Annotated in this window: 20 protein-coding genes; 16 read left to right on the forward strand and 4 right to left on the reverse strand. The window is 54.5% G+C overall.

Going from position 1 to position 26,947, the window contains the following annotated elements; all coding sequences use genetic code 11:
• Positions 1 to 36 precede the first annotated feature (36 nt).
• Positions 37 to 531, forward strand: coding sequence for a flavodoxin domain-containing protein (locus BN2684_RS15300; RefSeq protein WP_058303030.1), 495 nt, complete (start codon positions 37 to 39; stop codon positions 529 to 531).
• Between the two features lie 173 nt (positions 532 to 704).
• Here the strand turns inward: BN2684_RS15300 and BN2684_RS15305 are convergent, their stop codons facing one another.
• On the reverse strand, positions 705 to 2,480 hold the full coding sequence (locus BN2684_RS15305; RefSeq protein ID WP_058303031.1) for an ABC transporter ATP-binding protein: 1,776 nt from the start codon (positions 2,478 to 2,480) through the stop codon (positions 705 to 707).
• A complete protein-coding gene (locus tag BN2684_RS15310; RefSeq protein ID WP_058303032.1) occupies positions 2,467 to 4,242 on the reverse strand; it encodes an ABC transporter ATP-binding protein in 1,776 nt (591 codons plus the stop codon). The genes BN2684_RS15305 and BN2684_RS15310 overlap by 14 nt, the downstream gene beginning before the upstream one ends.
• A 544-nt stretch (positions 4,243 to 4,786) precedes the next feature.
• On the opposite strand from BN2684_RS15310, the gene BN2684_RS15315 reads away from it, so the two are divergent.
• The 9 genes from BN2684_RS15315 (at position 4,787) to BN2684_RS15355 (ending at position 16,750) form a co-directional block, all read left to right on the forward strand.
• Entirely contained in the window at positions 4,787 to 5,602 is an 816-nt protein-coding gene (locus BN2684_RS15315) for an alpha/beta fold hydrolase (RefSeq protein ID WP_058303033.1), read from the forward strand.
• A 27-nt stretch (positions 5,603 to 5,629) separates the two neighbouring features.
• Positions 5,630 to 7,270 (forward strand): diguanylate cyclase, encoded by a 1,641-nt coding sequence (locus tag BN2684_RS15320; protein WP_058303034.1) that lies wholly within the window; start codon positions 5,630 to 5,632, stop codon positions 7,268 to 7,270.
• Between the two features lie 414 nt (positions 7,271 to 7,684).
• A complete protein-coding gene (locus tag BN2684_RS15325) occupies positions 7,685 to 7,951 on the forward strand; it encodes a CD3324 family protein (protein WP_058303035.1) in 267 nt (88 codons plus the stop codon).
• 171 nt (positions 7,952 to 8,122) lie between these two features.
• Positions 8,123 to 11,254 carry a hybrid sensor histidine kinase/response regulator gene (locus BN2684_RS15330; RefSeq protein ID WP_316245521.1) on the forward strand — a complete coding sequence of 1,044 codons (3,132 nt, stop codon included), beginning with the start codon at positions 8,123 to 8,125 and terminating at the stop codon, positions 11,252 to 11,254.
• A gap of 83 nt (positions 11,255 to 11,337) precedes the next feature.
• Entirely contained in the window at positions 11,338 to 12,111 is a 774-nt protein-coding gene (locus tag BN2684_RS15335) for a methyltransferase domain-containing protein (protein WP_058303037.1), read from the forward strand.
• A 93-nt stretch (positions 12,112 to 12,204) separates the two neighbouring features.
• Entirely contained in the window at positions 12,205 to 12,573 is a 369-nt protein-coding gene (locus BN2684_RS15340) for a DUF4180 domain-containing protein (RefSeq protein ID WP_058303038.1), read from the forward strand.
• A 550-nt stretch (positions 12,574 to 13,123) separates the two neighbouring features.
• Positions 13,124 to 14,422 carry a GntP family permease gene (locus BN2684_RS15345; RefSeq protein ID WP_058303039.1) on the forward strand — a complete coding sequence of 433 codons (1,299 nt, stop codon included), beginning with the start codon at positions 13,124 to 13,126 and terminating at the stop codon, positions 14,420 to 14,422.
• A gap of 37 nt (positions 14,423 to 14,459) precedes the next feature.
• Positions 14,460 to 15,614, forward strand: coding sequence for a glycerate kinase family protein (locus tag BN2684_RS15350; RefSeq protein ID WP_058303040.1), 1,155 nt, complete (start codon positions 14,460 to 14,462; stop codon positions 15,612 to 15,614).
• 77 nt (positions 15,615 to 15,691) lie between these two features.
• The gene (locus BN2684_RS15355; RefSeq protein ID WP_234340248.1) at positions 15,692 to 16,750 is read left to right on the forward strand and encodes a CdaR family transcriptional regulator; all 1,059 of its coding nucleotides are present in this window, start codon (positions 15,692 to 15,694) and stop codon (positions 16,748 to 16,750) included.
• A gap of 19 nt (positions 16,751 to 16,769) precedes the next feature.
• Here the strand turns inward: BN2684_RS15355 and BN2684_RS15360 are convergent, their stop codons facing one another.
• Positions 16,770 to 17,675 carry a GNAT family N-acetyltransferase gene (locus BN2684_RS15360; RefSeq protein WP_058303041.1) on the reverse strand — a complete coding sequence of 302 codons (906 nt, stop codon included), beginning with the start codon at positions 17,673 to 17,675 and terminating at the stop codon, positions 16,770 to 16,772.
• A gap of 36 nt (positions 17,676 to 17,711) precedes the next feature.
• On the reverse strand, positions 17,712 to 18,620 hold the full coding sequence (locus tag BN2684_RS15365; protein ID WP_058304571.1) for a LysR family transcriptional regulator: 909 nt from the start codon (positions 18,618 to 18,620) through the stop codon (positions 17,712 to 17,714).
• Between the two features lie 239 nt (positions 18,621 to 18,859).
• On the opposite strand from BN2684_RS15365, the gene BN2684_RS15370 reads away from it, so the two are divergent.
• The 6 genes from BN2684_RS15370 to BN2684_RS15395 all read left to right on the forward strand — a co-directional run bounded on the left by BN2684_RS15370 (position 18,860) and on the right by BN2684_RS15395 (position 26,723).
• Positions 18,860 to 20,194 (forward strand): amino acid permease, encoded by a 1,335-nt coding sequence (locus BN2684_RS15370; RefSeq protein ID WP_058304572.1) that lies wholly within the window; start codon positions 18,860 to 18,862, stop codon positions 20,192 to 20,194.
• Between the two features lie 204 nt (positions 20,195 to 20,398).
• Complete coding sequence (locus BN2684_RS15375; RefSeq protein ID WP_234340249.1) at positions 20,399 to 20,848, forward strand: MarR family winged helix-turn-helix transcriptional regulator; 450 nt, start codon at positions 20,399 to 20,401, stop codon at positions 20,846 to 20,848.
• Positions 20,849 to 20,967: 119 nt separating this feature from the next.
• Positions 20,968 to 21,603: a nitroreductase family protein gene (locus tag BN2684_RS15380; RefSeq protein ID WP_108722224.1), complete on the forward strand. Its 636-nt coding sequence runs from the start codon at positions 20,968 to 20,970 to the stop codon at positions 21,601 to 21,603.
• Between the two features lie 260 nt (positions 21,604 to 21,863).
• Positions 21,864 to 23,141 (forward strand): Nramp family divalent metal transporter, encoded by a 1,278-nt coding sequence (locus tag BN2684_RS15385; protein WP_058303042.1) that lies wholly within the window; start codon positions 21,864 to 21,866, stop codon positions 23,139 to 23,141.
• Positions 23,142 to 23,578: 437 nt separating this feature from the next.
• Positions 23,579 to 25,474, forward strand: coding sequence for a molecular chaperone HtpG (gene htpG, locus BN2684_RS15390; protein WP_058303043.1), 1,896 nt, complete (start codon positions 23,579 to 23,581; stop codon positions 25,472 to 25,474).
• Positions 25,475 to 25,709: 235 nt separating this feature from the next.
• The gene (locus BN2684_RS15395; RefSeq protein WP_058303044.1) at positions 25,710 to 26,723 is read left to right on the forward strand and encodes an HD-GYP domain-containing protein; all 1,014 of its coding nucleotides are present in this window, start codon (positions 25,710 to 25,712) and stop codon (positions 26,721 to 26,723) included.
• Positions 26,724 to 26,947 lie beyond the last annotated feature (224 nt).

Below are 26,947 nucleotides of genomic sequence, written 5' to 3' on the forward strand. Positions count from 1 at the left end.
CATCATTTAAATCGGATCATGAAGGAGGCAAAAACCGTGAAGAGCATCGTGATCTACGCAACCAAATACGGCAGTACCGCAGAGGTGGCCAAACGCATCAAAGCGGAGCTTGGCGGAGAAGCCCGGTTGTGCAACATCATGACGGACAGCGTGCCGCCGCTTGACGTATATGACACCGTGATTCTCGGCGGATCCATCTATGTAGGGAAAGTTCAAAAGAAGCTGACAAATTACATATCTCGTAACTTAAATAGCTTACTCACCAAAAACGTTGGCCTCTATCTCTGCGCCGGCGAAACAAAAGAGGAGGGCCGCTTGCAATTCCTTCAAAAAGCCTACCCGGACACCCTCTACCGCCATGCTGCCGTGAAAGAAGTACTTGGTTATGCTTACGCGTTTGATAAGATGAATTTCCTCGAACGATGGATCATTAAGAAAATCAAAGGAGACAACATCAGCACGGCGGAATATGACAACGACGGGATCTCCCAGTTTGCGGCGGTGTTAAACCAGAAGGGCTCCACTCCGTAAAAAGCCTAGCGTGGACGGGGGCCGGAGTACTCTCCGCTCGCTGATAGAAGCTTGGAAAAAAAGAAAAATGACATGCGAACTGTAATCAGTTTGCATGTCATTTTCATATTATGCACCTTCAGAATCCGCTCAGAAGGCAGAAAGAGTGTGCTTCCCTGTGGAAGGCTCCTATCCTATGCCTCCATCTTCTGAGCGGTATACAGCCGGTGATACAAGCCGCGCTGAGCGATCAGCTCGTCGTGGGAGCCGGATTCGGCGATGCCCTTGTTGGAGACGTACATGATGCGGTCGCAGTTCTTCACCGTGGACAGACGGTGGGCGATGATGAACGAGGTCCGGCCCTTAAGCAGCTCGTTCAAGCCTTGCTGCAGCAGGCGCTCCGTCTTCGCGTCGATGGACGAAGTCGCTTCGTCCAGGATGAGAATGCGCGGATTCGCGAGCAGGGTGCGGGCGAACGAGATGAGCTGCCGCTGCCCTTGCGAAAGCTTCGAGCCGCGTTCGTTAACTTCCGTCATATACCCGTCCTCAAACTCGCGGATGAACTCGTCGGCACAGACCGTCTTGGCGGCGGCGATGACTTCCTCCTCGGTGGCGTCGAGCTTGCCGTACCGGATGTTGTCGAGGATGGTGCCGGAGAAGATGAAGCTGTCCTGCAGCATGATGCCCATCTGGCTGCGCAACGATTTTAGCGTGACCTGCGAAATGTCGTGGCCGTCGATCTGTAAGCTCCCGCCGGTGATGTTATAGAAGCGCGAGATCAGGTTGACGACCGTCGTTTTCCCTGCGCCGGTCGGACCGACGAGCGCGATGCTTTCCCCGGCCTTGACGTCGAAGGAGAGATTCTCCAGGATATTTACTCCCGGATCGTAGGCGAAGGTCACATCGTCGAACTTGACATTCCCCTTGATCGGGGGAAGCTCCTTGGCGTCCGGAACGTCACTGACCGTCACCGGCTCGTCAAGCGTTTCGAAGATCCGTTCCAGGTAAGCGACGGCGTTGATGAAGCTGTTGTACAGGTTCGACAGGTTGAGAATCGGCTGCCAGAAGCGCGCGGCATAGCTGCTCATCGCGAGAATGACACCGAAGGTCACCGTCTCCGGCCCCAAGGCCAGCAGACCGACCAAGTAAATGGAAGTCGTGACGAGCGTAGCCAGGTTGTCGACCGAGAACGGGATGAGCAGGTTGAGGCCTACGGCGTTCATCCAGACCTTGCGGAAGTTGGTGGACAACCGCGTGAAGATCCCTTCGTTGCGCTGCTCACGGGTAAAAATCTGCGTGACCCGGATGCCGCTGATGCTCTCCTGCAGATAAGCGTTCAGGTTGGAGCTCTTGTTGGAGACCGCTTGCCAGGCGCGGCGCTGCTTAGTTTTGATGAGCAGCATGATGCCGAGGAAGATTGGCAAGCCCGCGAGAATGACAAGCGAGAGCTGAACGTTTACAGCGAACATGAACACGGCGATGAAGATCAGGTTCAGGATTTCCAGAATGAAGTTGATGATCCCGTTTGACAAGACATCCGATACCGAGTTGACATAGTTGACGACACGGATGAGGATCTTACCCTGCGGGCGGTCATCGTAATATTGAAACGGCAGCTCCTGGAGATGCTTGAATAGATCTGTACGAATATCGAAGATGATGTCTTGACCGACGCTCGTCATGATGCGCGAGCGGATGGTGGCCAGAACGACGCTGATGACGATCGTGGCGAGCGTGAGAGCGGACCATCCGACGAGCGGAAGCTTATCCTTCGCGGGAATCGTCACGTCCACGACATGCTGGATGATGAGAGGCGCGGACAGCGCGATAGCCGCCGAGAGAGCGCTCAGCACGAGAGCGACGATCATCGGCTTCTTCTGTTTCTTGATATAGACGAGCGCTCGCCGGAAGTGGGTGATGTCAAAGGGAGACTCGAGATTCTCGTCGATGTCGAATTTATTCCTGGCCATGAGCGCTCACCTGCCTTCCAATGCCTTCGTTTTGCAGCATGAATACATCGTAGTAGTAGCCCCGCATGGCGAGGAGCTCGGCATGAGTGCCTTCCTCGATCAAACGGCCGTCCTCCAGGATGAGGATGCGGTCGGCCTGAGCCGTCGTCGAGACGCGCTGTGCGATGATGATCTTCGTGCAGGAGAAGTCAAGCTCGCGTAGGCTCTTCTGAATGTGCTCTTCGGTTTCGAGGTCGACGGCGGAGGTCGTATCGTCGAGGATCAGAATGGGCGGTTGAACCGCCATAGCCCGTGCCAGAGCAATACGCTGCTTCTGTCCTCCGGAGAGACCTACACCGCGTTCGCCGACGATGGTGTCATAGCCTTGCGGCATCTTGCTGATGAAATCGTGAGCGGCGGCAAGCTGGGCATACTTGACGGTTTCTTCCTCCGGCATCTCGGGATCGCCGTAGGCGATATTTCCGTCGATCGTATCGGAGAACAGCAGCACGTCTTGGGTCGCGACCCCGATATTGCCGCGCAGCTCATCGAGCTCCAGCTTGCGTACGTCTGTGCCATCAACGAGCACTTTGCCCTTGGCCACATCATAGAAGCGCGGGATCAGGTTGATGAGCGTTGTTTTGCCGGAGCCGGTCGATCCCATGATGGCAATGGTTTCGCCGGGATTGACCTTGAAGCTGATGTTATCGAGAACCGTCACGTTATCGTATTTGAAGGTCACGTGATCGAATTCGATCCGGCCTTGATAACGACGCTTGACGACAACGTTATGCTCGTTGACGATTTCGGGTTGGGCGTAATACACTTCCACGATCTTGGTCAAGCTGGCGAAGAAGCGTTGAATGTCATTGATGATGATCCCGATGTTGCGCATCGGGTTCGAGAGGCCCCAGATCAGCGCCGAGAACGCAGAGAATTCCCCGAAGGTAATTCGACCGTCCATGACGTACAGACCGCCAACTACCATGAGAATGACGCTGAAGGCCTGCGCGAAGGTTTCCAGGTAAGGGAAGTAGTCCAGCCAGACGAGAGCAGCGGCTTTGTTCGCCTTCGAGTAGTTGACGTTCTTATCCGTGAATTTCTGAATCTCAAACTCTTCCCGGGCAAAAGCCTTGACCACCCGGTTGCCGGCGATGTTCTCCTGCGTGGTGGTGTTGAGCTGCGATAGCCGTTCGCGCAGGTCGATGTACATGGGGCGCACGCGCCGCGCAAAGATGAACGCCACAACGAAGATCGGCGGCGACAGAATGAGCAGCCACAGCGTAAGGCCGACGTCGATCGTGAAGAAGTACACCACGGCGGCCACGAAGATGGTCAACGATTCGATGATCGTCTTGATGATCCAGGCCATCGAGTGACGCACCATGTCGAGGTCCCCGGTCATCTTGGTCATGAGATCGCCGGTGCGGTTGTGATCGTAGTAATGCATGTCTTGCCCTTGAATCTTGTTGTACAGGTAGATCCGAACCCGGTACAGCATGTTCTGGGAGGAAATTTCATACTGCATGGCCGTCAAATAGGATAAACCTGTGCGCAAAAGCGAAAAGCCGATCATGGCCAAGCAGAGCCAGATCAGCAGGTTGCGGTCGTTTGCCAAATGGACTGCGGCGTCTTTACCCGATATGAAGGTATCGACGATGCGTTGGCCAATATAGGGGTTCACAATGGTGAGCGAAGAGCACACAACGGAGAGAATCAGCGCCAGGATATATCGGAACCGATCTCCTTTCAAATTCTGCCAAAGCCATTTCAATTGAAACATCTGATCACCTGTTTCTGTTTGTTGGTACGTGTGGGTCGATCTTCATGAAAGACGTCTCTCTGAATTTCTACTCTCGGAATTTCCACTCTCTGAATTTCGTTTACCGGATTGCGCTCATTTCATGTGTAAGATAGGCAGGCCTTCTTTCGATAATGGATTGCTACGAGGAATTATAACATAATCCGTTCCGATGCCAACCGAATAATTTGTGTTGAATAAAACATTCTGATTCGGGGTGTGGAATGCGTTACCTCTTATAATAGAAGCGATTTTTTGTGAGTTAAGCTTTATGAAGATCGCCGCAAATCGACATAGAAAAACACAGCTTCGTTTGGTAGAGTGTAAGTGTCGGGCGGATGTCGGAAGAACCTTTTATCTGGATTTATGCAAACGCCGTCAAAGAATTAAATCACTAGCCCGCTTTCAAGCTGAGTCGTGTGGATACGAATTGGCGTCAATGGGTGTGGGAAATGTTCTGATCCCTGGTTTTGAGTTGAAAGCGTATAAGGATCAACGAGTTTTTCACCTAGAGAAGGAGGCAGGTATGGAAGCGATCATCGAGAGGAACAACATTCGCATACAGGGAGAAGGAGATCGAACCCTCATATTCGGCCATGGCTTTGGCTGCGAGCAGAACATTTGGAGATCGATGATCCCGTACTTTGAAAAGGATTATCGAATCGTCTTGTTCGACTATGTGGGCTCCGGGAATTCTGATCTGGCCGCTTACAACCCTGAACGGTACTCGACTCTATACGGATATGTTGCGGATCTGCTGGACATTCTGGAGGCGCTCGAGATTGAGAAGGCTGTCTTTGTCGGCCATTCGGTCAGCTCGATGATCGGCCTGCTGGCCTCGATTCGGAAGCCGGAGGCTTTTCAAAGCATGGTCCTGATCGGTCCTTCCCCACGTTATATCAATGATCTGCCCGATTATTACGGCGGCTTTGATGAACGGGATGTGAAGGAGCTTCTGCAGATGATGGAGATGAATTTCGTCGGTTGGGCGAGCATGAACGCCGCCGCTCTCATGGATAATCCGGAACGGCCTGTGCTTACCGAACAACTGAAGGACACCTTTTGTGCGGAAGATCCGGCCATCATGAAAAATTTTGCTCAGGCCACTTTTTTGTCGGACCACCGAAGGGAGCTTCCAGAGGTTACGGTTCCTTGCTTGATCGTCCAATGTTCGGTTGACAGCATCGTACCGCTTGAAGTGGCCGAGTATCTTCATAAGCAGTTGAGGAACAGCCGGCTTGAGGTCATCTCCGCAAGGGGGCATTACCCGAACCTGAGCCAGCCCAAGGAAACGTCGGAGCTGATTCGGAGCTATTTGGATGACTCCGAGGCGCAAGGCTAACTACAACGAATAAAGGACGTACATGCGGTGAACGGGAGAATCGATCAAGCGCCTTGCGGGTACCTGCTCTTAACCAAGCAGGGGATGATTCAAGAGGCGAACCATACTTTTTTGAGTTGGATGGACTATGAGCATTCGGAGCTTGTGAACCAGCATATTGAGAAGTGCTTGTCGGCTGCGAGCCGGATCATCTTTCATTCCTTGTTCGTGATGGGAATCACATCCGGAGGACGAGTGGAAGAGACTTATTTGACGCTCCGAACGAAGCAGGATCAAGAGGTTCCCATTCTGCTGAACGGCCGCCTCGTCAAGATCGACGGGACGGAGCACATCGACTGCATCGCGGTAAGGATTACGAAACGCAATGATTACGAGCATGAGCTGCAGACGATCAAGGCGAAGCTGGAAGAGGCTTACCGATTGAAAAATGAGGTGCTGGAGAAGGAGAGCAAGCTTCGGGAGCTGTTGGAGACGACGCTCTTCTCCATCAACGAGGGGATTATCGTAACGAATAATCAGGGGATCGTCACCCTGATGAATCCCTTGGCGGAAACCTATACCGGCTGGACGTCGGAGGAGGCAAAGGGGAAGGAAGCGGCGCTTGTATTCCGCTGCAAGGATTTTCATACGGGAGAGGATGTCGACGGGGCGGTGAATGAGGTGATCCGAACCGGGAGGGGACTGGATCTGAACGATCATACGGTTCTGGTCGCTCACGACGGGACCGAGCGGCTCATCACGGGAACCTCGGCCTGCATCACATCGAAGGACGGAACGATCACCGGAACCGTTACATCGTTTCGAGATATTACCAAAGAGTATTTGCAGGAAAAGGAAATCGACAGCTTCTTGAATGTGAACATGGACATGCTTTGCGTGTTTGATCGAGATACGCTGCTGCACAAGGTCAACATCCGGTTTGAGGAAGTGCTCGGGTATAAGACGGAGGAGCTGATCGGGAAAAACTTCCTCTCCTTTGTCCATATGGATGATATCGGGGACACGATGGCCGTCATCAAGGATCTGACCGATCGAAATACGGTGTCCGGGTTTACCAATCGCTTTCGCTGCAAGGACGGGTCTTACCGATATCTGGAGTGGCGTGCGCAGCCCGGTGTCGGACCCTACATTTACTCTTCGGCGAGAGACATTACGGAAACTGTGCTCAAGGAAGAAAATCTGCAGAGAATCGCTGTAAAGGATGAATTGACCGGCCTTTACAACCGGCACTATTTTGCCATGATTCTGAAGGGTGAAATGGACAAAGCGGATGCTTCCGATCAGCGGCTCTCGCTTGCGATTATGGATTTGGACCACTTCAAGCGGGTGAACGACACATGGGGGCATCCCGTGGGAGACGAGCTGCTCATGCTTACGGCGGAGACGGCCGGCAGGAACTTGCGCAAGTCGGATTTGCTAATCCGGTTCGGCGGGGAAGAGTTCGTCGTGCTGATGCCGAATACCGAGATGGAGGGAGCCGTCAAGGCGCTGGAAAAGGTGCGGCTCGCACTGGTAGCCCAGGATCATCCGCTTACCGGCAAGCAAACCGTCAGCATCGGCATTGCCGAGAAAAGGATGTCCGAGTCGTTCCAGGACTGGTACAAGCGGGCGGATGAAGCGCTCTATCGGGCCAAGCAGGAGGGGCGCAATCGCGTTGAAACCGGTTGATACGGCCGATTGGTGCGGCGGGGGAGGGTGAGTAGACTGGAGCGCCCAAGTCGGCGGCTGCCACGAAGAACGCGAATCGAATCATTCAGTCCAATCCTCTTTTGAAGAATTCTGCGGGAATATTCGCCTGGCGATACGGAGGAGTTTCCAACCTATTTGTTTTCGATTTCTTGCGAGGGTTGATCACCGGAGAAACGGTGGCCAAGATGAATTCCATTCAAAGGGGGGAGAAACGGCAGTGGTGAACCGCATGATAGGTTTCGTACTTGATCGGCTCCATGCAAAGCCTGCTGAATAAGCAGAGGCGAAGCTTGGCATGGAGCGTAGCACCTTATTCGCCTATCGGATCGATTCTGCTTATGGAGCAGGCTTTGCCCTTAAAATATCCCATTTATTTTAAGGAGCGAGTCCGTTATGGAATCCAACCGAATCAAGGATGTGCTCCCGGCACATCTTCTTCAAGAAGTTCAGCGTTACATTCAAGGGGAATTGATGTACATCCCAACCCGTTCGAACAATCGAAAAAAGTGGGGGGAGTCCTCCGGAGCGGCAAGCTATTATGACGTCCGCAACAAGAGGATACGAGATTCCTTCCACGATGGCGCTAGGATCGGCCAACTGGCAGAGCAATTTGGCTTGTCGACGGATACGATCAAGAAAATCGTATATACCAAGAGATAGGACCCACGCCCGCAGAAACCCTCTGCGGGCTTTCCTATGTCGTTCAACCGTTGCCGATGATGCCTTTTCTGCCCTTTTCATAGATTTGAGAAAGGGCTTAGGGTATACTCATTCTGAATTGCTGTACGGAAAATCTTCCATATTATGGCGGAAGTTAGGGGTTATCCTGCTGTGTCTACGAGTCGAAGCAAGCTGAGAATGAGAAGAACCCTTGCTGCCGTGTTCCTGTTCCTGTTGATCTTGACGAGCTTAAGAATCGTTTGGATCGTCACGTTTCAGAATACGGAACAGCCTCAAGCCGTAAAGGGACAATTGGATTTGCGAGAGTGGGATGCATCGAAAGACGGTACCCTGTCGCTGGATGGCGAGTGGGAATTTTATCCTGAGGAATGGCTGGAAGGCGAAGGCCAAGCGGATGACCTCGGAAGCATCACAAAAAATCCGGTTTCCCTTCAAGTGCCGGGAGGCTGGAATGCTTTTTTGCTGTCGGGAAGACATACGCCTTATGGATACGGATCCTATCGGCTCAAAATACTCGTCGATAAGGCTATGGAACAATCCTACTCCATCCGTGTATCCAGCGTCCGAAGCTCATCGGAGCTCTATGTCAACGGTCGCCTTCTGGCTCATTCCGGGCAGCCCGGAGAGAATGAGCAGACATATAAGGCCCGTAATGTCCCTTACACCGCTTCCTTCACGGCAGACAAGGATGGGGAGATCGTGATCGTCGTGCAGGCGGCGAATTTCAAGGACCCTCGCGAGGGCGGCATCGTCCGGTCCATGAAGTTCGGGACGGAGCAAGCAATTGCTCGCGAGACTCAGCTATCCACCGCGATGCAGCTCATGATGGCCGTTGTGTTCCTCCTCCATGCCATGTATGCGATTATCCTGTTCCTGATCGGAAACCGCGACCGGAGGCTGCTGTACTTTTCCCTGCTGATTGTCTCCGCGATGATTGGGAACTTACTAGGGAGCGACGAGAAAATTCTCCATGTCTGGTTCCCGATCTCGTACGAATGGGGCTTCAAGTCCGTCCATCTGGCTATGATTTTCGCTACTTTTCTGCTCATTCAATGTATGAAGGGGCAATTGAAGAAGCCTTGGCGAACGATTTTTTCGGGATACGGGGTTTTCTGCGGCTTCCTTGCTCTCATCCCGCTGCTGCTGCCCGTCCGGCAATTTATCCCTTATCAACCGTTCCTGTTTGCGGTAACCGGCATTTCCATTCTCGTCACGATCTTTGCCATGCTCCGGATGTCCGAGCAGGATTCCAAGGGGAACGTGCTGCTGCTCCTGTCCTTCATCGCTGTTGTGAACCACTTTATTTGGTGGGGCATCTATTTGATCCTGAAGATCAAGATCGTCTATTATCCGTTTGATCTGATCATTTCGGTGGCTTGCTTTGCATCGGTTTGGTTCAAGCACTATTTCCAGATCCACTCGGATACCAAACGGCTCGCAGCCAGGCTGCAGGAGGCGGACAAACGGAAGGATGAGTTTCTCGCCACGACCTCTCACGAGCTTCGAAATCCTCTTCACAGCATGCTAAACATGTCGCAAGCGGTTCTCGAGAGGGAGCAACAGTCGCTTACGGGACGAAGCCTCCGAGATATGGAGACCGTTCTGTCCATTGGCCGCCGGATGTCGCTCATGCTGAACGATCTGCTCGATTTGATGAGCCTGAAGGAAGGGGCGCCTCGTCTTTCCCTGCAAGGGATATCGATCTCGTCGATTGCGACCGGTGTCATAGACATGCTGCGCTTTATGACCGAAGCTAAGTCTATATCCCTAGTCAATCAGATTCCGGATTCCTTCCCCCCGGTGCTCGCCGATGAAAACCGAGTCATTCAAATCTTGTTCAACCTGCTCCATAATGCGGTGAAGTTTACGAACGAAGGAGAGATCGCCGTCCGAGGGCTCGTAAAGGATGGCAAAGCGTGGATCACCGTCTCGGATACCGGCATCGGCATGGATAAGGAAACGATGCTCCGCATGTTCGAGCCGTACGAACAGGCTCACTCGGATGAGGGGATGATCGAAGGAGGCTTCGGGCTCGGACTCAGCATCTGCAAGAAGCTGGTAGAGCTGCATGGCGGATCGCTTGAGGCGCGTTCCATTCCCGGTCAAGGCTCGGAGTTCGCTTTCTCCTTGCCTCTGGCTGAATCGGAAGCGAAGTCTCCGTCGCCGGACGATCGCTCCCTCGATCCGTTCACCGCCATGCAAATTGCGGCCACGGCAGCCGATGAATCTGCGGAAGCGGACGCCCCTCATCCCTCTTCTGAATCGGGATCCGCGAGAGTGCCGGGTGCCGACCGGCCTCGTATTCTCATGGTCGATGATGATCCGATCAACCTCAGTGTGCTCGAGACGATTCTCTCGGCCGATTGCTATGACATGACGTCGACAACCAGCGGCAGGATCGCGCTGGATGCATTGAAATCGAAGGAATGGGATCTCCTCATCACCGATGTCATGATGCCACAGATGTCTGGCTACGAGCTGACGCGGATTGTCCGTGAACGGTTTACCATCACCGAGCTCCCCGTTTTGCTCCTCACGGCAAGAAGTCAGCCCGAGGACATCGAGAACGGCTTTCGTTCCGGAGCTAATGATTATGTGACGAAGCCGGTGGATGCCCAGCAGCTGCGGTCGCGGGTCAAAGCGCTAACCGATGTCAAGCGATCCGTTCGCGAACGGCTGCGCTTGGAAACGGCTTGGCTTCAAGCGCAGATTCAACCTCATTTTCTGTTCAATACCTTGAATTCGTTGATGGCCCTAAGTGAGATCGATATAGATCGAATGCGCGGGCTGCTGGAGGCCTTCAGCGCTTTCCTTCGGGAAAAATTCCGCTTTCAGGACAGAGATGAACTCGTTCCCCTTGAGGAAGAGCTGAACTTGGTGCGCTCATATCTGTACATTGAGCAGGAACGGTTTGACGATAGGCTGAGGGTGATTTGGGAAATGGAGGAGTGCGGCCAGGCGAAGATTCCGTTACTGACGATCCAGCCTCTGGTGGAAAATGCGGTCAAGCACGGCATCATGCAGAACAGCCTTGGAGGAATCGTCCTCATTCGAGTCCTAAACCATGAAACCTACGCCGAGATCACGATTGAGGACAACGGTCCGGGGATGGAGGACGAGTTGGTGAGGCGATTGCTGGATGCAAAGCCGGGGCAGCCGTCTGGCGTCGGGCTGTTGAATACGGATCTTCGGCTAAAGCGGTATTATGGCAAAGGCCTTCAGATCACGAGCAAGCCGGGAGAAGGAACTTCGATCTCCTTTACGATCGATTTGAAGGGATAAGCGTGTTGGTCGATTGCCGCCGTACCTATATCCGTGCTAGGATCGAAGAAAGTGACGCACTTATCGAGAGAGAGGGATCTATGATGGCGGATTGGAACTCGAAGCAGTACCTGCTGTTTGCGAACGAACGGACACAGCCGGCTATCGATTTGGCGAACCGAATTCAAGGGATATCCCCGCGCCGGATCATCGACATCGGCTGCGGCCCCGGCAACAGTACGGCGGTTTTGGCTAAGCGGTTTCCGGATGCCTCCATTCTGGGGATCGACCAGTCAGAGGCGATGATCGCCGCAGCCAAAGCGGATTACCCCGAGCTTGACTTCGTGGTGTGCGATGCCGAGGTGGACCTGCCTACGCTTGGTGGAGGCTTTGACATTGTCTTTTCCAACGCCTGCATCCAATGGATCCCGAACCATCCCAAGCTGCTGCGCGACATGGCGGCCTTGCTCGAGCCGGGCGGAATTCTGGCGGTTCAGACTCCGATGAATGACAAGGAACCGATTCATCGGATCATCCAAGAGGTGACTGCTTCCGAGAAATGGCGGCCGTATATCTCCGAGCCGCGTATCTTTTATAACCTGCAGCAGGAAGAGTATTTCGATCTGTTGGCGGAGATCACCCCCCAATTTACACTGTGGGAGACCGTCTATTTTCATAAGATGAAGTCTCATGAAGCAATCATGGAATGGTATCGGGGGACAGGGCTTCGGCCTTATCTGAATGCACTTCCTGAGGAGAAAAAGCCTGAATTCGAGCAGGAGATCTTGGAGAGAGTGATCGAGAGCTACCCAGTGCAGCAGAATGGGGAGATCATCTTTCGCTTTCCGCGCTTCTTCTTTATGGCGAATAAGCTATGAATGAAAGGGCGCTCCTTCATGTGGAGGGGCGGATGCGAATAGGCATATTATGAAGCAGCAGAGAGGGCTTTAGCCCGGAAAGGATGTTACAACTTGACTTACCCCATCGATCAAAAAAACGAATCGAAAGTGACCCTCGTGTCACAGAGCGACTACCGAATCGACACGGTTCGCGATGCGCTGGATCTGATTGCGAATGTCCGCTTTCAGGGCAGTGGTAAAATGCTGCTTCGCAAGGAACAGCTCTCCGAGGATTTCTTCGAGCTGAGGACGAAGCTGGCCGGAGAAATCGTCCAAAAGTTAACCAACTACCAGATGAAAGCAGCCATTGTCGGTGATTTTCACGGGTACGAGAGCAAGAGCCTGCGCGATTTCATCTATGAGTGCAACAAGGGATCGCAGATTCTATTCAAGTCCACGGAAGCGGAAGCTTTGGAGGCGCTGCACGGACTCCCCTCCTGAGGATGGCAGCGGGATGACGCTGGCTGAACCCGGTAAGTGGTCGCTCGCGGGGGATATGTCTCTCTTTAAGCTCTAGAATAGAGCCGGGGCTGGCTGCCCAATAAGAAAATAGGTAGAAATCGTATGGTTGACGAAAGCTGCCCGGGAGGGTGGCTTTTTTTGCTGCAAAAGAACAATCGCAGGAAGACGCACGGAAGGACAGGGCGAAGGATCTGACGACCCGAACGAAGGGCTTCCGACCATCCTTGTGGTGATCTGCTTAAGCCGCGTTGTGGGAATGGGAATAGGGGCTCTCTGCTTTTGGGAAAGCTTACAGAAATAACGGGACATGTTTGATGCACGGCGGTCCTGCTTATCTCCAACCGAAGGAATCCTGATTCTTGGAAATAGGCGGAAGAAAGCTGCCGAATGAAGCTGCCGGTTGTGCATTTGCCCAGAATAAAACGTTATCGCGTCAATAGGAGAGCCCGGCCCAGCCCGTTATACTAAACATGTAAGCGTTGTCAAAACAACCGTTCGAGTCTGATTACAACTAGGGGGATGCATAAGAATGGAAGGACCCGTGATTCACTGGATAGGAGCCGTTATCGGGCTGCTTGTCGCAATTTTTCTCATCTTTCGGAAGGTCAATCCGGTATACGCCTTGTTCGGAGGTGCGATCATCGGAGGATTGCTCGGAGGGGCTTCGCTCGATACCACCGTGCAATACATCATTCAAGGAACGAACAGCGTAATGGGTGCCGTCGTTCGCGTTCTCGCCGCCGGCGTTCTTGCCGGGATCTTGATCGAATCAGGAGCTGCAGAGCGAATAGCCGAAACCATTGTCAATAAATTGGGTGAAAAGAAAGCGCTTTTCTCTATCGCTCTCGCCACGATGATTATCACGGCGGTAGGAGTGTTCATCACGGTCGCCATCATCATTGTCGCACCGATTGCTCTGTCGGTCGGCAAGAAGATCGGGTTGTCCAAAACGGCTCTTCTGCTTGCACTAGTCGGCGGCGGCAAGGCGGGGAACGTCATCTCGCCGAATCCCAATACGATTGCAGTAGCGAAGGGCTTCGACGTGGATTTGGCGCAGGTCATGATCGCAGGCTTTTTCCCGGCTATCGCGGGCTTGATCGTTACGGTCATCGTAGCCCGGTTCCTGATGCATAAGGGCGTGAAGATTGAGGATAGCGATCCCGGAGTGGCAACCGGAGGTTCCACGAAGGAGAACCCGAGCTTTGCTCGGTCGATGGTTGCTCCGATCGTTGCGGTCGTTCTGCTCGCGATCAATCCGCTTGGCAGTATTCTCAATATCCCGCTGCTGATGGATTTCAAGATCGACTCCATGATCATTCTGCCGCTAGCCGGGATCATCGGGCTGATTGCCATGAAGCAGAGCAAGAAGATCATCGCCTATACCACCTCGGGTCTTAACAAGATGACCAGCACCGCGATCATTCTCATCGGTGCGGGAGCGATCGCCGGGATCATTTCGAAATCCGATCTCAGCAGCGCGGTCGTGGATGCCATTCAAGCCGTCGGCATTTCCGGTACCCTGCTCGCTCCGATCGCCGGTATTCTGATGGGGGCCGCTACCGCCTCCACCTCGACGGCTTCCATCGTGGCCGCAGGCTCCTTCGGTCCGGCTATCCTCTCGATGGGAACCGCTCCGTTGAATGCCGCTGTTATGGTGCATACCGGCGCCACGGTGATCGACCATCTTCCGCACGGAAACTTCTTCCACGTGACGGCGGATGCCGTTAAAATGAACATCAAGAACCGGATGAGCCTCATTCCTTATGAAAGCATTGTGGGGCTGACGATGACCATTGTCGCAACGATCCTTTATGGATTTCTCTTCTGATTAGGCACGTTCAAGCACAACGGGAAGGATGATACTGATGAAATCGAATCTTACGATATTGCTCGCTCCGGATTCCTTTAAAGAAAGCATGACTGCCAAAGAGGCTTGCGAAGCGATGGAACGGGGGATTCATAAAGCTGATCCGAGCATCACTTGTCTGCATGTTCCGATGGCGGACGGCGGGGAAGGAACGATGCAGTCGGTGGTCGATGCCACCGGCGGCAAGGTCTACGCGGTCCAGGTGAAGGGGCCTTTAGGAACGGAGGTCACCGCTCACTACGGCATCACGGGCGACGGCGAAACCGGCGTTCTGGAGATGGCCAGCGCGAGCGGCATCCAACTGGTGAAGCCGGAGGAGCGCAACCCGCTCATCACGACCACCTACGGAACCGGGCAGTTGATCGCCGCCTGTCTGGAGCACGGGGTGAAGAAGCTCTTGATCGGGATCGGCGGCAGCGCCACCAATGACGGCGGAGCGGGCATGCTCCAGGCATTGGGTGGCCGGCTGCTCGATGCGGAAGGCCGGGAGCTGGGCCACGGCGGCGGCGAGCTAAACCGCTTGGCGACGCTTCACCTCGCGGGGCTTGATCCTCGCCTGAAAGATGTACAGGTGGAGGTCGCCTGCGACGTGACCAACCCGCTTGTCGGGCCGACCGGAGCTTCGCATGTGTTCGGTCCGCAGAAGGGGGCGACGCCCGAGATCGTGAAGCAGCTGAACGCCAACCTGCAGCATTATGCGGACGTCATCAAGGAGAGCCTCGGTCAGGATATTGCCCAGTATCCGGGGGCGGGAGCAGCTGGAGGGCTTGGCGCCGGGCTGATGGTGTTCCTGAACGGGTCGCTGAAGAAGGGGATCGAGCTCGTGATCCGTTATACCGGCCTTGAGGAGAAGGTGATGCAGGCCGACCTGGTATGGACCGGAGAAGGCAGCATTGATTTTCAAACCCAATACGGCAAGACGCCGCTCGGAGTAGCCCAAGTCGCTAAGAAATACGGCAAGCCCGTGCTGGCGTTCGCTGGACGGATCGGTGATCAGACCGAGGTGCTCTACTCGCTCGGAATCGATGCGATCTTCGGCATCGTGCAGGGAGCAAGCACGCTGGAGACGGCGCTTAAGGAAGGCGCGAAGAATCTGGAGCGAACGGCGGAGAATGCCGCTCGGTTCATCCGGCTCTCCAAAGTGAAGGAGTAGGGATAGCAATAAAGAAGGGGCAGGCTTGCGAGCCGCCCCTGTTTGTTATTTGGCACTTGAGGGAGGTACGTTTGTGAATGATGAAACTGTCGAAGCCGATTGCTAAACGAATCGCCCAGGAAATGATGAGCGTGATTCCGTTCAACATCAACGTGATGGATGAGCGGGGAGTTATCGTCGGAAGCGGAGATACAGGACGGATCGGCACTCTTCATCGCGGGGCGCAGAGAGCGATCGCATCCGGCACGAACTTCGAGGTTCAGGAAGAGGCGGAGGGCATGAAGCCCGGCGTGAACGAGCCGATCGTGCTGAACGGTGATGTCATCGGCGTGGTGGGCATCACGGGCGAACCGGACATCGTGCGTCCGTTCAGCAAGCTGGTGCGAGCGGCAACGGTGCTTCTCATCGAGCAGGAGCGGCAGAATCGGCGCGAACGGGACGAACGCGAGCAGCGGGCGTTATTTTTTCATGAGCTGTCTTACCGGAACACTCCGTACGATCAGGATTTCCGCAAGCGGGCATCTCGCTATCAGCTGGATCTGTCGAGAAAGAGTCAGGTTCTGGTCGTGGAAGGAGATTTAGGAGGCAAGGAGTTCATCGAGATCGTGCGCGTTCTGTCCTCCTGGTGGGTCGTGAAGGAGCAGCAAGCCCTCTTGTTCGTTACCGATCCCGTACTTTTCCGCAAGCTTACGGAGAGGCTATCGGCCTGCCGGGATGTCGTGCAGCTTGGAATCGGTTCGGAAGAAGGACTGGCAGCCGATTCCCTGTCGCATGCGTATCTCGCCATACAGACGGGAGCCGCACTGGATCCTACGGCCAAGGTATATGAATATGAATCGCTGAAATTCCTCATCCATCTCACGCACGGAGGTTCGGAGCCGCCAGCGCCGCTGCTCGCCTCCTTGGAGCAGACAGGGGACAAGACCGGACTTGTTGAGACTTTGCAGGCCTACCTGGCCGAAAACGGCGATCACAACCGGACCGTCGAGCGGCTGAACATCCACCGCAACACCTTGAATTACCGCTTGAACCGGATCTGGCAGCTGACGGGAAAAAATCCGCGCGAGTTCAAAGACTTGTTCGAGCTGATGTGTGGCTTGATCTGGCGCGAAGGGTTCAGGAGCGAATCGACCTGAGTTCGGCTTGAAGACACGCTTACGTTACGAGCAGGTGGGGAAAGATGAACGCCCCCTGGACAAGGAATTCTCCTCGAACGAAGAAGGGATCATGCTCCGGGGTTTCCCAGCGGCAGTTCACTCCCATCCATTCGGGATTGAAGCCGAACTGGATGCGCTCGACTTCGGGGAATTGGTGCCGCAGCCCTGGAAGCAGCTTTGACAGGCTGAATCGACGAGGTGCAATGACGTCATGAAGGATGAGATGGTCGCCTTCCTGTTCGGCAACGAGCATAGCATCCTGCTCGGGTACGTAATAGAGCTCCTCAGCATGCTCATAGATCAAATGAAACCAATTTACGGAATAGGGAGCTGCGCAATCAAAGATAGCGGAGTATGCAGCGCGCTGCCGCAAGCAGAGATCGACTTTAGGATCGTTCAGCTCCAGCTTCTGAAGGACGGGGCTGGCCTCTTGCTCGCTTTCGCTGATAGCTACGAGAGTTTTCGTGCTGCTCATCCTCACGGTCTGGTCTGTGAGATCTAGCCAAGGCTCTGAATGAGTCGTCTGCCGAAAGCCGAACTTCGGATAAAAGCCGGTTACGCCTTTGTTCGCAAATAAGAGCATGGGGGTGTCTTCATACTTGGCGAGGATATGCTCAAGAACTTGCCTGGACAGCCCGCTTCCCCGATACTCTTTCCGCACGGCTACCGCTCCAAGCTGGAGATAGAGCCGTTTCACTCCGCCGATCAAGAGCTGCATTTTCATGACCGATGCATTGGCAAGCATGACTCCACCTTCCACGATGGAGTAGCATTCATATTCCTCTCCCCAAACCTTCCGAGCCTGCCAAGCGGCAAAATCGATCCCAAACACGGATTGCGTCAGTTCATTGAAGAGCTTGTTGTCCTCAGGGGTGGCGGTAAGTCCGTTCATCATCTTAATCATTCGGGACATCCTTCCGGAAAACTTATGAAACGCCTCTCATGATTCTTGCGCTTCTCTCCATCCCTCGGCATATCGTCCGAGAAGCTTCAGCCATTCCTCCAGGGCGGGGGTTACCCATTTTTTGCGGTGATACGCGGCCTGCATGGTCATCCGCTGCGACCGGTCATCCCACTTCAAGCGGAGCAGCTTGCCCTCGCCCAGCTCTCGTTGGACGGTAATCAAGGGAACAAGGGCGAGGCCCAGCCCCAGCATGACGCAGTTCTTGATCGCCTCGATGCTGAAAAATTCGAGCCCCACCTCGGGAGTCACCCCACAGGCCAATAGCTCCTGCTCGAAGACCGCTCGGTATGTGCAGCCATTCTCGGTGTAGAGGAGGACCTCATCGCGCAGGTCATCCGGCGTGACGATCTCGGCTTCTGCCAGCCGATGCTCGGGACAGGCGATGAGAGCCATCTGCTCCTCCACGAGCGAATCGATCACGAAGTCGGGATCGGCAATTACCGGCTGCAGCAGAATCGCCAGATCGACTTCGCCGGTGCGGGCGAGCTCTTTCATTTCCGTGCAAAGCCCAGGCTTTAGAATCAGCTTTACTTGGGGATACAGCCGCTTGTATTCGCGGATCACCGCAGGGAGCCGGAAGGCCGCCAGCGATTCCGGTGCGCCGATCGTCAGCGTGCCGGACGGCTTCTCTTCCAGGACGACCGATTCCCGGATCGCTCCGTGCATCCGCACCATGTCCTGGGCATACGGCAGCAAGCGGCGCCCGGCTTCGGTCAGGACGATCCGTTTGCCGAGTCGATCGAACAGGAGCACGCCCAGCTCCGTTTCCAGCGCTTGAATCTGCGCCGTGATGCTCGATTGGGCATAGCCGATACGGGCCGCTGCCTTGGTAAAGCCGCCGTCCTCGGCTACGACGATAAAGGTATGCAAATGCCGCAATTCCACTAGGATTCCCCCTTGTGCTTCCGTGAATCGGATTGCCCACCGCATGGGTCCCTCTTCCATCGGCTATTCTGATCGATTCCATCGAAAAGTTCCGTTTTACTGATAGCTCCAGTATCGGATAGGATGGAGAAAATGGCAAGAGGAAAGAGGGAGAGAACGTGAAGAACACGGTAGAGAGAACGGCAAGCAGCGTGTCCAGGATATCTAGCCCCGGGCAGCAGACAGCCCGAATGTCCGTGATGAATACAGCCGCAGTACCGGCGGAGCAGCCGGTCAAAAGGACGATTGGCCTGCCGCAGGCCATCGCCCTCTACATCGGATCGGTCCTCGGATCCGGCATATTGGTTGTTCCCGGGCTTGCGGCTGAAATCGCCGGGCCAGCTTCCCTCCTGGCATGGGGATTCATGGCGATATTGATCCTGCCGATGGCGCTGTCGATGGGGCTGCTCGCCGCGCGGTTTCCCGATGCGGGAGGAGTGTCTCATTTCGCCGAGATGGCGTTCGGTCCGAAGATCGGAGCGCTCACCGGATGGCTCTTCTTGGCTTCGGTCCCCATCGGAGCACCTGTAGCGGCACTAACCGGAGCCGGTTACTTGACCGATGCGCTCGGTCTTGGCGAGCCATATCGGGTCGCGGTGGCGTGCGTCATGCTGGTCGTAGCTCTCGGGATTAATGCGGCCGGTATGAAGCTGGTCGGAGGCGTGCAGATCGCGGTTGTCCTCGCGATCATCGTCGTCCTGGCCGCGGGGATTGCGGTCTCGATTCCCCATCTGTCGCGGGAAGCGTTCACTCCCTTCCTGCCTAATGGTTGGCTAAGCGTAGGGAAGGCAACCGCGCTGTTGTTCTGGTGCTTCATCGGCTGGGAGGCCGTCTCCCACTTGTCCGCAGAGTTCAAAAATCCGAAGAAAGCGGGCGTTCAAGGGGTGATCGTCGCAGCTCTGCTGCTCGGAGTGCTCTACACCTTGACGGCCGTCGCCACCGTTGGCACGGCCAGCTACCATGACGGCCAAGCGGAAGCATCGCTCAGTCGGGTGATCGGCATGGGCCTCGGCAGCGCAGGCGGAGTGGCGACGGGGGTCGTCGCCGTGCTCATCTGTACGGCGACCATCATCGCCTACAGCGGAGCGGCGTCCCGCCTCGCCTATTCGCTGGCTAAGCGAGGAGAAGCCCCTCGTATGCTCGGCCGTTTATCGCGGCGCTCATCCACTCCCTTAGGCGGCCTCGCATTTCTTGCCGCTTGCTTCGCCATCGTCATGACGGTCTACGGCAAAGGGATCGTCTCCCTTTCAGAGCTGATCCGCTTTCCCAACGCCACGTTCATCCTGACGTATATCAGTGGCACCGCTGCCGGTATCCGCCTCCTGAAGGGAAACTCCTGGCAAGTCCGGATATGCGCGCTGTCCTGCTTTTGCTCGCTGGCGGTGTTCCCGTTCGTGGGAACGGCTGCTTGGTATCCTCTCCTCATCGCTGCTGGTTTCTCCCTCGCGTCTTTCTTGCGGAATCCCAAGCATGCGGTGGACGTCCCGCGGGTTTTTCAGAAGGAGGACCCGGAAGACATGCATTCGCACAAGTAAGATCGCACGTGTACGAGCGCTTTGCCAGATAACATTCTCATAGAATCACGCCGCGATGCGATCCATGAAAAAAATGATGCTGAAGCGAGAAGAGCGCCACGATTTCATGATTTCGTAGGCGGTTTTTTGTTATAGTTGACGGGTCAATAAATTGGGTATAATATAATTGATCGAGAGGAAAAAAGCTGTACAGGAGGGGTGAGATTGCCGATAAGCGAAGGTCAAGCCGATGGAGCTGTCAACCGCGATGACACCATCTTCGAGCTGCTGCAGGAATTGAATCAGCGGCTCAGCCCCAAGTTCGAACGCCATGCAGGCATCAGCTTCACCCGGTTGCGGCTGCTTCAGGAGCTATACCGGCTAGGTCCCGTCAGCCAGAATACCCTGCAGCGAAAAGTCGGAATCGACGCCGCAGCCGTTACCCGCCATCTGAAGGGGCTGGAGGAGAACGGCCTGATTGCGAGGGGGAGCGATCCCGCAGACGGCAGAGCCATTCTTGTGTCACTTACGGAGCGGGGCCAGAACGCCATGTCTTCCTGCCGGGAGGAGAAAGGCCGGTTCCTCGAACAGCTGCTATCCGGCTTCAAGGAAGAAGAGGTTGCCCTCTTGGCCCGCATGCTGGAGCGATTGTGCGGGAATATAAAACAGATCTAACTTTTTCAGCAAAAGCTAAAGCTGGAGCGTGATTGCTAACCCCGTCTTCGGATGACTCAGTCGATCCTTTCGCCTGTTTCGAGCCACGCTCTAATTAAAACCCTAGGAGAGTGCTACTGATGAACAAAGTATTGAACAACGATTTCGCCGCTATTGTTACCGGACGCCGATCCATCCGCAAATACGACTCGACGGTCAAGATCAGCCGGGAGGAAATGACGGAGATTCTGAGGGAAACGACGCTCGCCCCTTCCTCGGTCAATATGCAGCCGTGGCGGTTCGTTGTCATCGAGAGCCCAGAAGGCAAAGCTGCGCTTGCGCCGCTCGCAAAGTTCAACCAGCTTCAGGTCGAGACCTCTGCGGCCGTGATTGCGATTTTCGGCGATCTGGACAATTTCTCGTATGCAGAAGAAATCTACAGCACTGCCGTGGAACGGGGCTTCATGCCGGCGGAAGTGAAGGAAAGACAGTTGGCGGCGCTGACCCAGCATTTTTCCGTCCTGCCTCACGAGATTAACCGGGAAACCGTCGTGATCGACGCAAGTCTGGCTGCGATGCAGCTGATGCTTGTTGCCCGTGAACACGGCTATGACACCAACCCCATCGGCGGCTACGAAAAGGACAAAATCGCGGAAGCGTTCGGTCTGGAAAAGGAACGTTATGTTCCGGTTATGCTTCTCTCGATCGGGAAAGCGGCGGAGGAAGGCTACAGCTCCGTCCGGCTTCCCATTGAAACGGTCGCTCAGTGGAAGTAATGCCCCGAGGTTACATTCAGTAATAGACCCTTTCATCGATTAGGAATCCCAAAAAACTACCTGAAAAGCTTTCCGTCTCGCGGCCATCGCCGTGTGCGGAGAGCTTTTTTTGCTGGTCAAAAGATTCATTATGAAAATTAGATTAATTCCAATATGAATCTATTTACAATTGCCGAGGATGCGATTATAATCAGGTCAAGAGTTGCACAAGGCAAACATTTATGGAGATAGATAACTTTTTCACAAAGGGAGGGTTGGCCATGCTGGATCAACCGATTTCGACTCGAATGACGACGGAGGCAGCCGCTGAATCCGTTTTGAGAGGAGAAGGCAAAGGAGTAAAGCGGCTGCTGCCTTTCCTGGGTCCGGCTTTCATTGCCGCCGTGGCCTATCTGGACCCTGGTAATTTCGCTACCAACATCACAGCCGGTTCCAAATACGGCTATTTGCTCTTGTGGGTGATCGCCGCCTCTAACCTGATGGCTGTCCTCATCCAGTCGCTGTCCGCCAAGCTCGGCATCGCAACCGGGATGAACCTTCCGGAAGTGGCCCGCAGCCGGTTCTCGAAGCCGGTTTCGGTATTTCTGTGGATTCAAAGCGAGCTGGTGATCATCGCGACCGACCTGGCGGAGTTCATCGGAGCGGCGCTTGGCTTGTATCTGATCTTCGGGATTCCGATGCTGCCAGCCGCTGTGATTACGGCGATCGCTTCCTTTCTCATTCTGGAGCTGCAGCGCAGGGGATACCGTTCGCTCGAAGTGGGGATCTCCGCCATGATCCTGATGGTGGTGCTCGCCTTCGCCTTTCAGGTATTCATCGCCGCTCCCGATGCAGGGGCGGTCGCTCAAGGCATCCTCACCCCTGCTTTCCAGGGAACCGACAGCGTGCTGCTTGCCGCAGGGATTCTTGGAGCAACCGTTATGCCGCATGCGATCTACCTGCATTCCTCGCTGACCCAGAACCGTATCGTAGGCAAGACGGATAGCGATAAGAAACGTATCTTTAAATGGGAGCTGGTCGACATCGTCATCGCGATGGTCATCGCGGGAGCCGTCAACATGTCGATGGTCGTCATCGCCGCGGCATTCTTTCACAAGAACGGCCTGCTCGTGGACGACCTCGCCGTAGCGTACAACCAGCTTGATCGGCTCGCTGGACCCATGGGGGCGGTATCGTTTGGGCTGGCGCTCTTGATCGCCGGGCTCGCCAGCTCCTCGGTCGGCACCCTGTCGGGGGATGTGGTCATGCAAGGCTTCATCAACATGCGGATCAACCTGTATCTGCGGCGTGCCATCACCATTCTGCCGCCTCTCGCCATCATCATTTCGGGAGTCGATCCGACGAGAGCGCTTGTCATCAGCCAGGTCATTCTGTCCTTCGGGATCGCGTTCGCGCTCATTCCGCTCATCCTGTTCACCAGCAACCGCAGCATCATGGGTGGGCTCGTGAATCACAGGCTCACCACGGTGCTCGGCTGGATCGTCGCGGCGATCGTCGTTTCGCTGAATTTGTTCCTGCTGGGTGATCTGCTGATCTGAGACGGTCGGAGAAGTAGCGTCGGCGATTCCGAACGGGTCGGCTGAGGAGGCATGAACGGGGTCGCAGATGGGAACGGAGCTAGAACGCGCTGGACGATCAAGCCAGCCGGAAGGAATGGGAAGGGATTCCGCGAGAAGCGGAGCTCCTTCCCTTCTTTTTTGGGCGGTACTTCGGTCGCGCCATTCCATATCGTTCAACGCCGTTATCATCCAATGGAGTTCCGATCCCCACATATTGACACCGGAAAAAAGAATGTGTTAAATAAGAGTTAGCACTCTTCTTATCTGAGTGCTAACATTTCGCGTTTAAGCCGGGGAATCCGAGAACGAGGACTGAGGAATCGGGACAAGCTACGATTCATATCCACACGATTAGGGTTGACAGCGTACCAGGTCTCCGGGTTCACCTTATCTTGTACAAAGGGGATAGCAGGTTCATGAGCAAACAACAATTCAAAGCGGAATCTAAACGACTTCTCGAAATGATGATCAACTCGATCTACACGCAGAAGGAAATCTTCCTGCGGGAGCTCATCTCCAACGCCAGCGACGCCATCGACAAGATGTACTACAAAGCGCTTACCGATGATACGCTGGAATTCAACAAGGACGATTATTTCATTAAATTGTCTGCCGACAAGTCAGCGCGGACGCTGACGATAACCGACACCGGGATCGGCATGACCAAGGAAGAACTGGAGGAGAACCTTGGCGTGATCGCGAAGAGCGGCTCCCTCGCCTTCAAGAGCGAGAACGAAACCAAGGAAGACCATACGATCATCGGCCAATTCGGCGTCGGTTTCTATTCCGCCTTTATGGTGGCGGACGAGGTTAGCGTCGTGACGAAGGCATTCGGCTCGGAGGATGCCTATGTCTGGGAATCGGCTGGAGCAGAAGGCTACTCCATTGAGTCCGGCACGAAAGCGGAAGCGGGAACGAAGATCACCCTGCATCTGAAGGCGAACACCGAGGATGAGAGCTACGACGAATACCTGGAGGAATACCGGCTGCGCTCGCTCGTCAAAAAATACTCCGACTTTATCCGTTACCCGATCAAGATGGAGGTCACCCGCAGTGTTCCGGTGGCAGGAGCCGATGGCGCGGAAGGCGAAGAAACAGCCTATACCGAAGTGCGCGAGGAAGAGACCGTCAACAGCATGGTCCCGATCTGGCGCAAGAACAAGAACGAGCTCACCGATGAGGACTACGAGAAGTTTTACTCGGAGAAGCGTTACGGCTTCGACAAACCGCTCAAGCATCTCCATCTGAAGGTCGACGGCAACATCGTCTACAATGCGATTCTCTACATCCCGGAGAAAACCCCGTTCGATTACTACACCAAGGAATACGAAAAAGGGCTCGAGCTATACTCCAGCGGCGTCCTGATCATGAACAAATGTGCCGATCTGCTTCCCGACTATTTCGGCTTTGTCAAAGGGATGGTCGATTCCGAGGATCTCTCGCTCAACATCTCCCGCGAGATGCTGCAGCATGACCGCCAGCTGAAGCTGATTGCAAAGAACATCCAGAACAAAATCAAGAGCGCTCTGCAAAGCTTGTTGAAGGACGAACGGGAGAAATACGAAACCTTCTTCGAATCGTTCGGACGTCAGCTCAAATATGGCGTATACAGCGATTACGGAATGAACAAGGACACGCTGCAGGACTTGCTCCTGTTCACCTCCTCGAAGGAGAAGAAGCAAGTGACCTTGGAGGAATACGTTTCGCGCATGCCGGAGGAACAGAAGTACATCTATTATGCGACCGGCGGTTCGGTGGACCGCATCGAGAAGCTGCCGCAGACGGAGCTTGTGGCGGACAAGGGCTATGAAATCCTCTACCTGACTGACGACATCGACGAATTCGCCTTGAAGATGCTGATGTCCTACAAGGAGAAGGAGTTCAAGAACGTATCCGCAGGCGACCTCGGAATCGAATCCGACGAGGAAACGAAGTCCGAGGAAGAGGACAAATCCAATGCGGAGCTGTTCGATGAGATGAAGACGCTTCTTGGCGGTAAGGTGAAGGAAGTGCGGGCATCGAAACGGCTGAAATCCCATCCGGTCTGCCTGACGAGCGAAGGCGAGCTCAGCATCGAGATGGAAAAGGTGCTCCGCGCCATGCCGAACAGCGAGAACATCGAGGCGGACAAGGTACTCGAAATCAATGTCAATCACGAGGTGTTCCAATCCTTGAAGGCGGCCAGCGAGAAGGACAAGGAAAAGCTCGGCTTGTACACGAACCTGCTGTACAATCAAGCGCTCCTGATCGAAGGTCTGCCGGTTCAGGATCCGGTGGAATTCACCAATGCGATCTGCAAAATCATGGTGTAAGCGATTATCTGAAGAAAAGGACAATACACTAGGACTTAGGGGCCATATTCTGGCCCCTTTTTCCATGTTATGCTAGGAAAAAATCCGTTGATGTGACAGAATACGAGCAATTTGTCAGCAATTGGGCAACGGGTCTTGCCTCGTAGGGGGGAAAAGACGGAGGTTCAGAATTGGTTTAGTTCAATCGGGTACGCTTGAAGGACAGTCACTTATCGGTTGTGGGGGAGGTTTGCTGATGGAGCACGGCCTGCGGTTTGGAAAAAGAATCAAACGCGATATCTGCAACTCGCTTGGTGTCGTTGTTTTGCCTGCAGGTACGATATTCCGCCAAGAGCATCTTACGCTATTGCGGAATCACCGCATTGAAGCAAATGATCTTGCATTTTCAAGCGAATCCGAGGAACGCTACAAGGCCGCTTCGAAAAACGTGAATAAGATCGTCGGGACTTCACACGAATTCATCGAAAAGATGCGGGTTACCCACAAGGTTCCGGTCATGGAGTTTCGACAGGAGATTCTGCCCACCGTCCAACAGATTTCCGAGCATCCAGACGTCTTTCAGCTGTTTACCATCGTGAGAGCTACGGATGAATATACATACACCCACAACATCGGGGTAGGGATCCTGTCCACGCTGATCGGCCGCTGGATGAAGCTGAGCGAAAGCGATTTGAACCTGCTGTCGCTGGCCGCCACCCTGCATGATGTCGGGAAGGTCATGGTCCCGACAGAGATTCTGACGAAGCCGGGAAAGCTGACCTCGGAGGAATACGAGATTATCAAGAAGCACACGATCTACGGCTATCAATTGATCAAGGCAACTCCGGGACTCAGCCATCGCGTCGCTCTCGTCGCTCTGCAGCATCACGAGCGGTTGGACGGGAAAGGCTACCCGTTCGGCGTGAAGGGGGACAAGATCGATTATCTCAGCAAGATCGTCGCGGTGGCGGACATTTTCCACGCCATGTCTTCCACACGGCCCTATCACCATCCGATTGCCTTTCATGAGATCATCAGCCAGATGCGCGCTGGACTCTTCGGAGAATTGGATTCCCGGATTACGTCTGTGTTCCTGGAGCAGGTGATGAACCGTACGGTGGGGCATCAGGTCCTGCTGACGGACGGACGCAGCGGGGAAGTGGTGCTGATCAATCCCCATCGGCCCGAGCTGCCGCTCGTCAAGATCAACGATGACTTCATCGATCTGAACCAAGTGACCGACCTGCGGATTCAGGAGATCACGATCTAAAGGCCGGACGTTTGATGCAGATTGTCGAGGACTCGATTTCCCTCCCTTCACGAAGCGAGATCCGAAGGAACGAGTCGGCCTGATAACGGGTTTGAGGCACGCTTTTTTTGGGGGAGGGCAATTTTGTTTCGTTCGCATGATTCTTAAGCGTCAGGATAACACTGTTTCTGTAGACCCACCCGAAGTTCGTCGTGTATGCTGATTACCGATAGAAAATCTCGACG

Origin of the sequence: Gorillibacterium timonense (assembly GCF_001457415.1) — a bacterium.
GTDB lineage: Bacteria > Bacillota > Bacilli > Paenibacillales > NBRC-103111 > Gorillibacterium > Gorillibacterium timonense.

Coding starts and splice junctions, on each gene's coding strand:
- BN2684_RS15350 (WP_058303040.1), top strand. CDS start 14,460: ATGAAATCGAATCTTACGATATTGCTCGCTCCGGATTCCTTTAAAGAA.
- BN2684_RS15305 (WP_058303031.1), bottom strand. CDS start 2,480: ATGGCCAGGAATAAATTCGACATCGACGAGAATCTCGAGTCTCCCTTT.
- BN2684_RS15355 (WP_234340248.1), top strand. CDS start 15,692: ATGATGAAACTGTCGAAGCCGATTGCTAAACGAATCGCCCAGGAAATG.
- BN2684_RS15360 (WP_058303041.1), bottom strand. CDS start 17,675: ATGATTAAGATGATGAACGGACTTACCGCCACCCCTGAGGACAACAAG.
- BN2684_RS15395 (WP_058303044.1), top strand. CDS start 25,710: ATGGAGCACGGCCTGCGGTTTGGAAAAAGAATCAAACGCGATATCTGC.
- BN2684_RS15385 (WP_058303042.1), top strand. CDS start 21,864: ATGCTGGATCAACCGATTTCGACTCGAATGACGACGGAGGCAGCCGCT.
- BN2684_RS15310 (WP_058303032.1), bottom strand. CDS start 4,242: ATGTTTCAATTGAAATGGCTTTGGCAGAATTTGAAAGGAGATCGGTTC.
- BN2684_RS15315 (WP_058303033.1), top strand. CDS start 4,787: ATGGAAGCGATCATCGAGAGGAACAACATTCGCATACAGGGAGAAGGA.
- BN2684_RS15325 (WP_058303035.1), top strand. CDS start 7,685: ATGGAATCCAACCGAATCAAGGATGTGCTCCCGGCACATCTTCTTCAA.
- BN2684_RS15335 (WP_058303037.1), top strand. CDS start 11,338: ATGGCGGATTGGAACTCGAAGCAGTACCTGCTGTTTGCGAACGAACGG.
- BN2684_RS15370 (WP_058304572.1), top strand. CDS start 18,860: ATGAATACAGCCGCAGTACCGGCGGAGCAGCCGGTCAAAAGGACGATT.
- BN2684_RS15345 (WP_058303039.1), top strand. CDS start 13,124: ATGGAAGGACCCGTGATTCACTGGATAGGAGCCGTTATCGGGCTGCTT.
- BN2684_RS15380 (WP_108722224.1), top strand. CDS start 20,968: ATGAACAAAGTATTGAACAACGATTTCGCCGCTATTGTTACCGGACGC.
- htpG (WP_058303043.1), top strand. CDS start 23,579: ATGAGCAAACAACAATTCAAAGCGGAATCTAAACGACTTCTCGAAATG.